At 37.4% G+C, this 11,988-nt stretch carries 14 protein-coding genes and 1 other annotated feature; all 14 genes read right to left on the bottom strand.

The features are described from left to right. Window positions 1-12 precede the first annotated feature (12 nt). Window positions 13-453, bottom strand: a complete 441-nt coding sequence (locus tag ACWPVE_RS15150) for an ACT domain-containing protein (RefSeq protein WP_453994707.1) — start codon at window positions 451-453, stop codon at window positions 13-15. Window positions 454-683: 230 nt separating this feature from the next. Then, entirely contained in the window at window positions 684-1,970 is a 1,287-nt protein-coding gene (gene obgE / locus ACWPVE_RS15145) for a GTPase ObgE (RefSeq protein WP_453994705.1), read from the bottom strand. 31 nt (window positions 1,971-2,001) lie between these two features. Continuing rightward, window positions 2,002-2,541 (bottom strand): Spo0B C-terminal domain-containing protein, encoded by a 540-nt coding sequence (locus ACWPVE_RS15140; RefSeq protein ID WP_453994703.1) that lies wholly within the window; start codon window positions 2,539-2,541, stop codon window positions 2,002-2,004. Window positions 2,542-3,014: 473 nt separating this feature from the next. After that, window positions 3,015-4,235: an ISL3 family transposase gene (locus tag ACWPVE_RS15135; protein ID WP_453991135.1), complete on the bottom strand. Its 1,221-nt coding sequence runs from the start codon at window positions 4,233-4,235 to the stop codon at window positions 3,015-3,017. Between the two features lie 158 nt (window positions 4,236-4,393). Beyond that, window positions 4,394-4,687, bottom strand: a complete 294-nt coding sequence (gene rpmA, locus ACWPVE_RS15130) for a 50S ribosomal protein L27 (RefSeq protein ID WP_010678277.1) — start codon at window positions 4,685-4,687, stop codon at window positions 4,394-4,396. Between the two features lie 28 nt (window positions 4,688-4,715). After that, window positions 4,716-5,042, bottom strand: a complete 327-nt coding sequence (locus ACWPVE_RS15125) for a ribosomal-processing cysteine protease Prp (protein ID WP_453994701.1) — start codon at window positions 5,040-5,042, stop codon at window positions 4,716-4,718. Between the two features lie 11 nt (window positions 5,043-5,053). Continuing rightward, window positions 5,054-5,362 (bottom strand): 50S ribosomal protein L21, encoded by a 309-nt coding sequence (gene rplU, locus ACWPVE_RS15120; RefSeq protein ID WP_453994699.1) that lies wholly within the window; start codon window positions 5,360-5,362, stop codon window positions 5,054-5,056. Window positions 5,363-5,379: 17 nt separating this feature from the next. Beyond that, window positions 5,380-5,459: a sequence feature (ribosomal protein L21 leader region), on the bottom strand. 73 nt (window positions 5,460-5,532) lie between these two features. Next, window positions 5,533-7,002 carry an Rne/Rng family ribonuclease gene (locus ACWPVE_RS15115; protein ID WP_453994697.1) on the bottom strand — a complete coding sequence of 490 codons (1,470 nt, stop codon included), beginning with the start codon at window positions 7,000-7,002 and terminating at the stop codon, window positions 5,533-5,535. A 55-nt stretch (window positions 7,003-7,057) separates the two neighbouring features. Next, on the bottom strand, window positions 7,058-7,924 hold the full coding sequence (locus tag ACWPVE_RS15110) for a M50 family metallopeptidase (protein ID WP_453994695.1): 867 nt from the start codon (window positions 7,922-7,924) through the stop codon (window positions 7,058-7,060). Beyond that, window positions 7,917-8,696 (bottom strand): peptidoglycan DD-metalloendopeptidase family protein, encoded by a 780-nt coding sequence (locus tag ACWPVE_RS15105; RefSeq protein WP_453994693.1) that lies wholly within the window; start codon window positions 8,694-8,696, stop codon window positions 7,917-7,919. The genes ACWPVE_RS15110 and ACWPVE_RS15105 overlap by 8 nt, the downstream gene beginning before the upstream one ends. Before the next feature lie 115 nt (window positions 8,697-8,811). Beyond that, the gene (minD, locus tag ACWPVE_RS15100; protein WP_453994691.1) at window positions 8,812-9,612 is read right to left on the bottom strand and encodes a septum site-determining protein MinD; all 801 of its coding nucleotides are present in this window, start codon (window positions 9,610-9,612) and stop codon (window positions 8,812-8,814) included. Between the two features lie 2 nt (window positions 9,613-9,614). Beyond that, on the bottom strand, window positions 9,615-10,307 hold the full coding sequence (minC, locus tag ACWPVE_RS15095; protein WP_453994689.1) for a septum site-determining protein MinC: 693 nt from the start codon (window positions 10,305-10,307) through the stop codon (window positions 9,615-9,617). A 108-nt stretch (window positions 10,308-10,415) separates the two neighbouring features. After that, window positions 10,416-10,925, bottom strand: a complete 510-nt coding sequence (mreD, locus tag ACWPVE_RS15090; RefSeq protein WP_453994687.1) for a rod shape-determining protein MreD — start codon at window positions 10,923-10,925, stop codon at window positions 10,416-10,418. Then, entirely contained in the window at window positions 10,922-11,791 is an 870-nt protein-coding gene (mreC, locus tag ACWPVE_RS15085; protein WP_453994685.1) for a rod shape-determining protein MreC, read from the bottom strand. The genes mreD and mreC overlap by 4 nt, the downstream gene beginning before the upstream one ends. Window positions 11,792-11,988 lie beyond the last annotated feature (197 nt).

The following is an 11,988-nucleotide window of genomic DNA, read 5'->3' as shown; positions in this document are numbered from 1 at the left end:
TCGTCCTTCCCCCTATGCACCCGTACCGAGGATTTCAACTTTATCTACGAATTCAAGTCTTCGTAGTTTAGCTAGGAGGTCAGTAACTTCACCATGCATGCCTGATGTATTTAAGGAAAGTGTTACATTCGCTTTTCCCCTAAGGGGGATTGTTTGGTGAATGGTTAACACATTACACCCAGTATCGGCTACAGTTCTTAATAATTGAGAAAGAGTACCAGAGCGGTCCTCCAGATGAAAAAACAACGAGATTATTTTTTCCTTAACGGTTGTATGAAAAGGAAAAACAGTGTCCTTGTATTTATAATAGGCACTTCTACTTAGATCTACTTTTTGTGTAGCCTCTGCAATTGACTGTGCTTCCCCACTGTCCAATAATTCCTTAGCATCTAGAGTTTTTCGAACCGCTTCTGGAAGTACGTCCTCACGAACAAGATAAAATTTACCATCCATGCAAGTTACTCCCCCTACTCCCCATTTTCTTTTAGATCCAAAAAGTTTGGTGAAAATAACACATCGAAAAAAATTTCTACTACACTTCCAACACGCCTGAATTTAACAACAAAGTTATCACACCCTGTGTGCAATATTGCAACGTACAGGATGTGCGAGTATCAACAAGACATAAGGACGCAGCGTTTTTCCGACGTAGCTCTTTTCATCCTCCATTTGAACACTTCATGTTATTCTATAAATTCAAATTCATATTCAAGTAATTTTACGATATCCCCATGTTTTGCACCTTTTTCACGTAGTGCGTCGTCAATCCCCATACCACGTAATTGGCGAGCAAAACGTTTCACAGACTCGTCCCTTGAAAAATCAGTCATCTTAAAGAGTTTTTCAACTCGTTCTCCTGTGATGACAAATGAACCATCGCTTTCTCGTGAAATAACGAAATCCACTTCTTCTTTTTCATGGCGGTACATGACTCGGTGATTGCTAGTTTCATCTTGAACCTCAAGTGGAAATTCTGGAGTTGTTTCAAGTAAATCTGCTATTGTGAATAACAAATCACGCAATCCTTGTCTCGTAATTGCAGAAATCGGAAAAATCTTTACATCATCTTTTACTTTTACTTTAAATGTTTTTAAATTTTCCTCTGCTTCAGGGATATCCATTTTATTTGCAACTATGATTTGTGGACGTTCTGTTAATCGAAGATTGTATTCCTTTAACTCTTTATTAATTGTAAGATAATCTTCGTATGGATCTCGCCCTTCCATTGCTGACATATCAATGACATGTACGATAACCCTTGTACGTTCGATATGTCTTAAAAATTGGTGTCCAAGTCCAACCCCTTCATGCGCTCCTTCAATTAAACCTGGAAGATCTGCCATAACAAAACTTCTACCATCCTCGGTTTCCACAACACCTAGGTTCGGAACAATGGTTGTGAAATGATATTCCGCAATTTTTGGTTTTGCAGCAGAAACAACAGATAATAAAGTTGATTTTCCTACACTCGGAAATCCTACAAGGCCTACATCGGCTAGAACCTTAAGTTCAAGTCTTACATAACGCTCTTGTCCTGGTTCACCATTTTCAGCAATTTCAGGTGCTGGGTTTGCAGGGGTTGCAAACCGAGAGTTTCCTCTTCCTCCACGACCACCCTTTGCAATGACCGCTCTTTGACCATGTTGTGTAAGGTCTGCAATAACCTCACCTGTGTCATCATCCGTTACGACCGTACCAGGCGGTACTTTTACAACCATAGGCTCTGCATTTTTCCCATGTTGATTTTTAGACATCCCATGTTCTCCACGTTTTGCCTTAAAATGACGTTGGTAACGAAAATCCATTAAGGTTCTTAGTCCTTCGTCCACTTCGAACGTAACGTCTGCCCCTTTTCCTCCATCTCCACCAGCAGGTCCGCCCATTGGAACATATTTTTCACGACGATACGCAACCATACCGTTGCCACCGTCTCCACCTTTTACATACACTTTGACTTGATCGACAAACATGTTTAACCTCCGCTTTTATATGCACGATTCTTTATGCAATATGTAATATGATATTTACTTCTTCTTTATGTACATGATACTCGATGGTTTCCAGGAATTGTGCTGACTGATTCATCCTTTTCAACCAATTTGTTAAGTTTTCCCTCTCCTTTAGTATTCCACTAAAATCAAAAAAGAAACGAGTTTCCTCCGTTGTGCAGTCGATTGTAAGAGATAAATGATTTTCTCCCATTTCATCAACCGTTTCTTCAAGAATAGAGAAAAATTGAATAGACCATTCAGTTAGTGCTGTATCGTAGCTTGTTAAATCTCGAACATCGCCAACTACCTCATAGTCTAATTGAAATTTATGTGATTCCCAATTATATGTCATGATTAATGCAGCAAAGGTTGGAATGTGTAAATTTGTAAGATGTGTTTCATTCTGAGCGTCTATCACGATTTCCTCAATTATGGTCTTTACCCGTTCCATTTTATTCAGTGCAATATTTCCTTTGATTAACTGAATTTTATTTAACCAATCGTGACGAGTATGCTTTAATACATCAATCGTACTCCATTTAGTATCCATGTCATTTCCCCTAATTTCGAATCTTGTCTAAAAATTATATCAAACCTTGAAAAATAACACTACATTCTATATGTACGATTCTTAACAAAATGTATCTAAAAGAGGGTGAAAAGGACCGTTCGACAAGAACTCCACAGTCACATGTCTATTAGCACATCCTGAGAGTTGAGATTCAAGGCGACACAACTCTGAGTACTCGAGTGAGACTTCAATTGCTTGAGTTAACAAACTTGCAGCCTTACGCTATGGAATTAGCTTCGTGAATATTCAGTAGGCGCAAACGCATAACCCAGTTATAACAATGTTCTCTGAGTAATATTCAAGAAACTCAGTTGTCATTTTCATCCTCTAAAAAATGGTTCTAAATCAAATGTTGGGGTTTTAGGCTACCGCGCTACGCTTGGTGGCCTCTATAAAAAATGATGGATGGTACCATTCATCATTTTTTATAGAGGAGAATCACACCAACTCGGTTAACCAATATGTACCCCAATTCTTTTATACTTGTGTGTTAATAAAATCTTCGCCCTAAAGCGTTCAAAAACTCTAAATCCATAAGCATTTCTCTTTAGAACTTTGGTTGAATTATTAATTCCCTCTAAAAACCCATTTGAATATTCATAGGCAAAGCTATTTAATACTTCAACTTGCCAATTTTGTATGGTCTTTATTGCTTTAATCATTTCAGGTATCTTTGAATCCTCAATTAACTTATATAGTTCTTCCAATTCCTTTTTAACCATACTGATACTGTTTTTTCCGTTTTCTTTGGCACGTAAAAACCAAGAACGATATGCCTCTTTAATTTCATATGCTTGTTTGAGTTCATTCGACATCTCCAAGTAACGATTTAAATGCCATTTCTCATCCTTAGTTAAGCGTTGGCAGTCTTTATGAAAGACATGTTTCATACGTTTACACTTTTTACGGTCGTAGCCATGAAATTGGTTTTGTACTCGACGTCTTACTCCATCAAGCCCCCAATAGATGTAACGACAAAAATGAAATCTATCAGCTACAATAACAGGTTTACCTAATGCCTCTTGAACGGCTGCTTTAAAGGAATGATTCATATCCATTATGACTATTTGCACTCTAGATCCGTGCTTTCTTAAGTAGTCTTTTATCGTACGTTTATAACGATTTGGTAGAATATCAATCGGTTCTTTTGTTATCCCATTCGCAATGATTAACTGGTATTTCCCTTCGCGGGTATCACCCTTGTATTCATCAATAGCTATAACTGTAGGTAATTCTTCCACCGGATGAATTTCACTTCGTGAAATTTGATCGAATCGACGTATAATGGTTGAAGATGAACACCCGTAGATTTCAGCTGTTTCCTTAAATGTTTTTCCTTTAATTGCTTTAATTGATATAGCTTGATTCCATTCTATTGAGGTACGTTGATAACGCATGACAAAAGGATTTTTCTCTGAAAAACGTTTCCCACATTCACAGACATATCGTCTACGCTTATAAAAGATTTGGGTTTTTCTTTCAAACCACTTTAAGTGTTGAATTTTTTGTATACGATAGTCATGAATTTTACTCGTCCTTTGATTACATTTAGGGCACCGATGTACTTTTCGCTCCATTTCAACGTACAGGCGGATAACTTCGCCCACTTCTTCAACATTGGTTAGGATAGACCCTTTTAATCCAGGAATAATCATGGTAAAATCCATATACACGCAACTCCATTCTTTAGACTTGTTTCTCGACAATTCAAGTATAAAAGAATGAGGAGTTTGCGTGTTTTTTTATGCACACAAAATTTTGTTTAAACCCCAACAAATATTATAGAGCCTAAAAAATAAAACTCTAACCACATGGTTAGAGTTTTACACGATTACGCTTCTTGCGCAGCTGGGTATACACTTACTTGTTTGCGGTCACGGCCTAAACGCTCAAATTTAACAACTCCGTCAACTTTTGCGAATAGAGTGTCGTCACCACCACGGCCAACGTTTACTCCTGGATAGATTTTTGTACCGCGTTGACGGTATAAAATTGATCCACCAGTAACGAATTGACCATCAGCACGTTTTGCACCAAGACGTTTCGCGATTGAATCACGACCGTTTTTAGTACTACCTACTCCTTTTTTAGAAGCGAAGAATTGAAGGTCTAATCTTACGAACATTTACTACACCCCCTATATTAAGAATGTTTTATGATTGAATTTTCATATATTGTCCATAATCAAGTTCAATCGTTTGTAGAGATACAAGCATTCCCTCAAGAAGAAGTTGTACCTTTTCCTCTATTGCCTTATCCCCTATATGTGGGATTTGGCAGCGGAGAAATCCACTTTGTTCTTGCTCCAATATTGGCTCTACTTTACATAAAGCATATATGGAATTAATGGCTCCAAAAGCAATAGCTGAGGCGCCTGCACAAACGATATCCTTTCCAGGATCATCATATTCGGCATGTCCACTCATAGTGAATGAATCTATTCTACCAGAACTATTACGGTTAATAGTTACATTTATCATGATAGAAAGCCTTATGCGTTAATTTTTTCGATTGTAACTTTAGTGTAAGGTTGACGGTGACCTTGTTTTTTACGGTAGTTCTTTTTAGCTTTGTATTTGAAAACAACGATCTTCTTAGCGCGACCTTGTTTCTCAACTTTAGCTGTAACAGTTGCACCTTCTACAGTTGGGCTACCAACTTTTACGTTTTCTCCACCTACGAATAAAACTTTGTCAAAAGTAACTGTTCCACCTTGTTCTACGTCAAGCTTTTCAACATAGATTTCTTGGCCTTCTTGAACTTTAATTTGCTTTCCGCCAGTTTCAATAATTGCGTACATATTTGCACCTCCTAATAGTTTGGACTAAGACTCGCCACTACACAGGCGCTCCGTGAACGGAAACTTAAGTACCTGGAATGTGCGGTTGTAGCAGTGGGTGCTACAAACAATAACATGAAAATATTATCACAAAGACAGATTGGAGTCAATATAAATTGTCATTTGTCGATTTAGGAGAAATTTTTTAGTCTTTCTTTAATCTCGTCATTACTTCCAATTTGTCTTATGATATATTCATGTCTTGGTGAATCATTTTCAGTCATATAAATTCGAAACAATAGAGCCTCTTCTAACCTTTTTTTATGAGCACTATTTTCGCCCTTAAAAATATCTATTACATCTTTAGTCGTTTCAATCCAGACAGCTTCATGATCCATTCCTTTTAATTCCCATAATTCACGTTCAAGCTTATAGGCAACCGTTTCTGCTGAATTAATACGACCTGTTCCTTCACAGGTAGGGCAATTTGTCTGCAAAATGGCTCCCAAATTCTGTCTTGTCTTTTTGCGAGTAATCTCGAGAATGCCGAGTGAAGTAAAACCGTGTATTGTTACACGATTACGGTCGTCCTTTGCCACTGAACGTAGTGCTTGAATCACTTTTTGTCGTTCGTTATTTTGCTTCATATCAATAAAATCAATCAAAATGATTCCACTTAGATCACGAAGCATCAGCTGATAAGCAATTTCCCTTGCTGCAGCGATATTTGTTTTAAACACCGTATCCCGCAAATTTTCTTTTCCTTGAAATTTACCAGTATTGACATCGATAACTGTTAACGCTTCTGTTTGTTCAATTAATAGATAAGCACCATTATCTAACCATACAATATGTTTTAGCGCTTTTTCGATCTCCCTTTCGACTCCAAAGAAAGAAAAAATATTTTCTTTTTCTCGGTAAAATGACACCTTTTCTTCACTAATAAACTCCTTAATCTTTCTGTATTCCTCAGGATCATCAATCACAATTTCTTTAATAGTCTCAAGCTTATGCTCAAGTAAAATCTTATCAACAAGATGATTCGCATCAAATAAAAGGCTAGGCGGTTTCAGTTTTTTCTGTTTTTCCATCAGAGCTTTGTATCGACTTCTTTGGAAATCAAGTTCCTTGTGTATAGTTAGTTCCTCCTGATTTTCACAGGCAGTTCGGATAATGAGACCTTCAGAATGTTCAAGCTGGGCTTGGCCAAAATGACGCCACCTTTCTCTTTCTTCTTCCTCTTTCATTTTCCGTGAGACTGCTACATATTGACCAAATGGCAAATAGACAAGGGAAATCCCAGGAAACTCTATTAGTCCAGTTAATTTAGGGCCTTTACGCTCTGCCCCTTCCTTTGTCACCTGAACAATAATTTCCTCACCTTGTCTCACAAAATGAGAGATGCTTTTATCTTTTTCACTAGGGGGTGCAAGTTGATAAGATACAAGCTGTTCTCTACCTAGATAACCATTTCTACCTAAGCCAATATCAACAAATGCCGCTTGCATTCCTGGAAGGACATCAATTACACGCCCCTTATAAATATTTCCGACAATTTCTTTATGCTGTGGTTGCGCGATATTCAATTCCAGAACTTTGTTGTCCTCGACTACAGCTACACGCTTTTCACTCGTTTTTACATTCACAATAATCGTTTTCAAACTTTTATCCTCACCTTTAACATTTCTATCTACAAATGTACCTCATTCAGCAATGTTAATACAAGTAGAGGAGTTCACCAACAGGATGGGTAATCTTTTTATCATTGAAATAGGCATGTAACAGTTCATTTTCATCAAGTGGTTGTTGCTTTTCTCCATCCTTTCTAATGACGATCGGGTGCTTACAGCCCCGTTGAAACATCGAAAGAACGGTATAGACCATTTCATTTTCATCGACGACCAGTGGTTTCAATTTGGTAAAGGTATCCTGCTTCCCATAATAGCGCTCCAATAAAAACCTCATAAAGACAAAATGCCGCTTTCTCCATTCCATAACAATTGAAAAGAAAAGGAAGGATAATATGACCCAAAGATTAAGATTGTTAGGACTATAAAACAACATTCCAATAAAAATAAGCCCTGCTACCAAGCTCGACACGACTAGCATACGCTTATGTGCTTCAAAAAAAGAATGTCGGTAAGACAAAAATAAATAAAGTAGCTTACCACCATCTAATGGCCAAATCGGTAGAAGGTTAAAGAAAAAGATGACAAGATTATGAAATAAAAACAAATCGAATGTTTTGTCGGAGATAACAGATCCAACTAATAAAAGATACGCAACCGCCACCATCCAAATATGTTGTGCTGGCCCTGCTAAAATAACCATGAGTTCTTCCTTTAAAGGCCGATTCCCATGTTCATCCATTTCTGCTACGCCACCAAAAGGAAGAAGTTGAATCCTTTTTATTCTCCATGAAAAAAAATGGGCACATGCAGCATGTCCCATTTCATGGACAAATATGATAAAAAATAGCATCAATAACTCTCTAAAATGTGCTGTCACTACTGCGACTCCAACTATGAGCCAAAGTAATGGATGTATTTCAATTTTTCTGAGGAGATTGACATAATTATTCAAATTTTATCACCTGTATTGGATCAATAAATGTTTCACCTTGCTTTATAGCAAAATAATAGGTTCCTTTGTTATCTTCTTGCTGTTCTTGAATCGTTCCAACCTCTTGTCCTGTTTCTACATAGTCGTAAAGTTTCACATCAACCGTTCCTAAATTTCCATACCATGTTTCTGAACCATCACTATGTTTGATTACAACGGTCTTTCCTAGCTCACCCATCACTGAAACTTCCTTTACATACCCTGCATTCATTGCCTCTACTACTTTACTATCTGTTTCAACAATGATTCCTTGCCCGTTTGCCTCAAAGCTTTCAGTCACTTTACCAGCTGCAGGGAGTGCATATTTACCTCCTGGTGATGTATCTTCTGTCTCTTTGTTTTGGTTGATTGGGATTAATGCAAGAGGACTGCCAAACGTATCTTTATACCATTCTGTAACAACAGCAAACTGAAATTCTCTTTCCATTGTACTTGATACAAATTGTCGGACATTGTCAAATGTCGGTGACTGGTTTTTAAAGATTATCCCCACCGATAATACGAGAATAGCAGAGAGTAACACTTTAAAAAGAAACACTTCTTTACGAAAGAGGGGATGTCCTCCATCACCTGGCCCATCGCTTTCAAAAGAGGAATATGGACTCCCTCCATATCTGTCCTCATCGCTGACTAAAAAGGGAGGTGCAGTCTTTTTCGGATTAGCTGGACCAGAGTATTTCGCACGTTTTCGCTTCGCAATCCGTTTTCTTATTTCATTCGCTCGATTACTCATAATTTTCACATCATCCCTTGTCCATATGATTTGTACAAGTTTATGAGAGAAGAACCCTAGTTATGACTATATCTCCATGGCGAAATGAAAAAACCACCCATTTTCAACGGGTGGTTTAACGAACGCCAAAGAATTTCTTAATCTTTGAAAACATTCCCTTTTGATCACTCTCAAGCGATTGAAGTGGAATGGATTCTCCTAGAATTCTTCGTGCAATATTTCGATATGAAATTGCTGTTTTACTACTTGAATTTAGTGCAATTGGCTCACCATTATTTGAAGCTTTAATTACTTCATCGTCATCAGCAACAATTCCAATCAAATCTATTGAGAGATGTGTAACAATTTCATCGATATCAAGCATTTCCCCTGTTTTCATCATATGATTGCGAATACGATTTACGATGAGACGTGGTGGCGCTACATCCTCTTTTTCTAGTAATCCTATAATACGGTCAGCATCACGAACGGCCGAAACCTCTGGTGTTGTGACGACAATTGCTTGGTCTGCTCCAGCAATTGCGTTTTGAAAACCTTGTTCAATACCAGCAGGACAGTCAATGACAATATAATCAAAATCTTGTTTTAACTCCTCGACCAATTTCTTCATTTGGCTAGGCTCTACTGCTGTCTTATCGCTCGTTTGGGCAGCTGGCAGTAAATAAAGATGGTCATCGAATCTTTTATCTTTTACTAAGGCTTGTTTAAGTTTACAACGACCTTGAACAACGTCAACTAAATCATAGATGATGCGGTTCTCTAAGCCCATGACAACATCTAAATTTCGAAGGCCAATATCTGTATCTATTAAACATACTCGTTTCCCCAGCACAGCCAAGGAAGTGCCTACGTTAGCTGACGTGGTCGTCTTACCGACTCCACCTTTTCCTGATGTAATAACAATAGCCTCTCCCACAGCTAGATTCCCCCTTCTAACCTCGTTAAATTAGGTCTTATATGAGTTAACTGTTGCAATCTATCGACTACAATTGTCTCATTTTCATCCACATACGCACATTCCATAATATTTTCCTCTGATTGGATGGAATCTGGCGCTCTATTCATTATATCACCAATTCGAAGCTGCGTTGGTTTCATCACGGACGCTGTAATAATAGCATCTTGTCTTCCATTGAAACCAGCATGTGCAATTCCACGCAAAGTTCCTAATATAAAAATATTGCCTCCAGCAATCACTGTCGCACCAGGATTCACATCACCAATTAGCATTAGGTCCCCGTCCACTTTAAGAACTTGTCCAGAGCGTACGACTTTAGCAACAGAAACGATTTCATTCTTCTTTTTCATCTCTTCTGCTTCTTGTTTTGTAATGACATTACTATCAATTTCATCTACTACTAGATGCTTTTTATTTCGAATAATAGAGCGTATTTCTTCTTCCTGATCTTGAGTTAATAAACGATTGCCAATTTGCACTTTAACAGGAACAATCGGTACATCATCATTCGTTTTACGATTCAAAGAAAGCTTGATCTCCAAATCCGAGATTAGTTCTTTAAATGAACATGAATCATCGAGATGCAACGTAAGTCCGTCTTTTGTCCCTTTTATTGTCACATATTGCTGTTTTTGTCCTTTCACGACGTTCACCTCAACGATATATACTTCAACAAGAGACTCCCTTTTTCCTGTTAAAATTCAAATTTTTTTACTGAGACTTAGTCAATCGTAATATGTACATTTGACTATAAAATCTACTTATTTTTCACTATGTAGCTTCCCTAGTAATTTTTTAAAAGGGTAAGCAAATAATAGGATAAAAATACTATTTAATAGAATTGTCGGTAACATGCGTATTTGAAGAAACCGTTCAACAGAAATCGCTGTTGTACCAATTACTAAATTCACTAGATACACACAGAATTCCAACGCAAAAACTCCGACAAGACTTAGTAATGAAATGACGAAGATATTTGTTTGCAAAATTCGACTTGCCCAGGAAATAAGATAGGCCATAATGGTATATAGAAACAAATAAACACCCAACACTTCTGTGTAAACAATGTCGTATACCATACCAAAAATCGCCCCATATAGAAGTCCCATGGCTTTATTATAATATACTGTAATAAAAGTAACTAAAATAAATAAAAACCGTGGAACATAAACATTTTCCTTATGGAAGATTTCAGCTGGTACTAAATCAACAAAGCTACTCTCAAGTAAAAAAACGAAAGATAAGATAAGGGGAAGAACGAAACGCCTCACGATTCTTCCTCCTCTTCGTCATCGTCGGGAACAATCATAGTTCTTTCAACAATTATAACATGATCGATCTCATAAAAATCAGCGGCGGGCTTGACATATGCTGTTTTTGTTAATCCATAATCATCAGGAACAACATCCATGACCTCACCAATATACAATTCACTAGGGAAAATACCACCTAATCCAGAGGTGAGTACCTTTTGGTCCTTTTCAATTTTGGCATCTGGTGTATTAATTTTAAAGAGAAGAGCTTCTTTCTCTTCGTCGTATCCTTCAATCAACCCCATGATTTTCGTTTCCCCTTGTATATAAGCAGAAATACGATTAATACGGTTAGGAGAACTTAATAACTGAATAGTAGACGTAAATGTATTTGCGTGCTTTACTTTGCCAATTAACCCTTTTGAGGTAACAACTGCCATGTCTACTTTTACTCCATGTCGCGTTCCACGATTGACCGTAATGATTTCATGCCACTGATCAGGGTTCCGTCCAATTACAGTCGCTTGAATTTTATTAAATTGACTAAGCGATTCCGTTTTTTCCAGTACTTCCCGTAATTCTAGATTTTCTTTTTCTAACTCTTGGACTTTCGCTTCTAACTGGCCAAAGGAGTCAAGCTTTTCCTTTAACAGCTTATTCTCTTCATATGTATCTTGAATTCGATTGATATTGTCAATAATTCCAGCGATGGCTTGAGACGGTTGATGAAAAATACTTTGGACCCAGCCAACCGAATCTTTTAAAAACTGTTCAGGCCAAGACAATTTGTTACGGTCCTGTAAGGAAAACCCAATTAATGCCACTAGAACGATGATGCAAACAAGTAAAATGATAAGACGTTTATTGAGAAAAAATTGTGGCATGTGTTACACCCTCTAACTAAACTTTTAATTTCAACACATAAAGTGGGGATGATTCATTCCCCACTGCATTACCGTCATTCCCACGCATTAATGTACAGTCACTCATCAATTCAATTGAGGAGTGAACTGTCCCTAAAATCCCGATTAAAATAAAGGAACAAAGACTAACAACGCTATTCTTTGTAACAACGTTATTT

This window comes from Bacillus nitroreducens, from assembly GCF_964021195.1.
Note: the sequence above shows the minus strand (reverse complement) of the source record. Positions and strands in the feature narration are given on the sequence as shown.

Coding starts and splice junctions, on each gene's coding strand:
- ACWPVE_RS15150 (WP_453994707.1), bottom strand. CDS start 453: ATGGATGGTAAATTTTATCTTGTTCGTGAGGACGTACTTCCAGAAGCG.
- obgE (WP_453994705.1), bottom strand. CDS start 1,970: ATGTTTGTCGATCAAGTCAAAGTGTATGTAAAAGGTGGAGACGGTGGC.
- ACWPVE_RS15140 (WP_453994703.1), bottom strand. CDS start 2,541: ATGGATACTAAATGGAGTACGATTGATGTATTAAAGCATACTCGTCAC.
- rpmA (WP_010678277.1), bottom strand. CDS start 4,687: ATGTTCGTAAGATTAGACCTTCAATTCTTCGCTTCTAAAAAAGGAGTA.
- ACWPVE_RS15125 (WP_453994701.1), bottom strand. CDS start 5,042: ATGATAAATGTAACTATTAACCGTAATAGTTCTGGTAGAATAGATTCA.
- rplU (WP_453994699.1), bottom strand. CDS start 5,362: ATGTACGCAATTATTGAAACTGGCGGAAAGCAAATTAAAGTTCAAGAA.
- ACWPVE_RS15105 (WP_453994693.1), bottom strand. CDS start 8,696: ATGAGTAATCGAGCGAATGAAATAAGAAAACGGATTGCGAAGCGAAAA.
- mreC (WP_453994685.1), bottom strand. CDS start 11,791: ATGCCACAATTTTTTCTCAATAAACGTCTTATCATTTTACTTGTTTGC.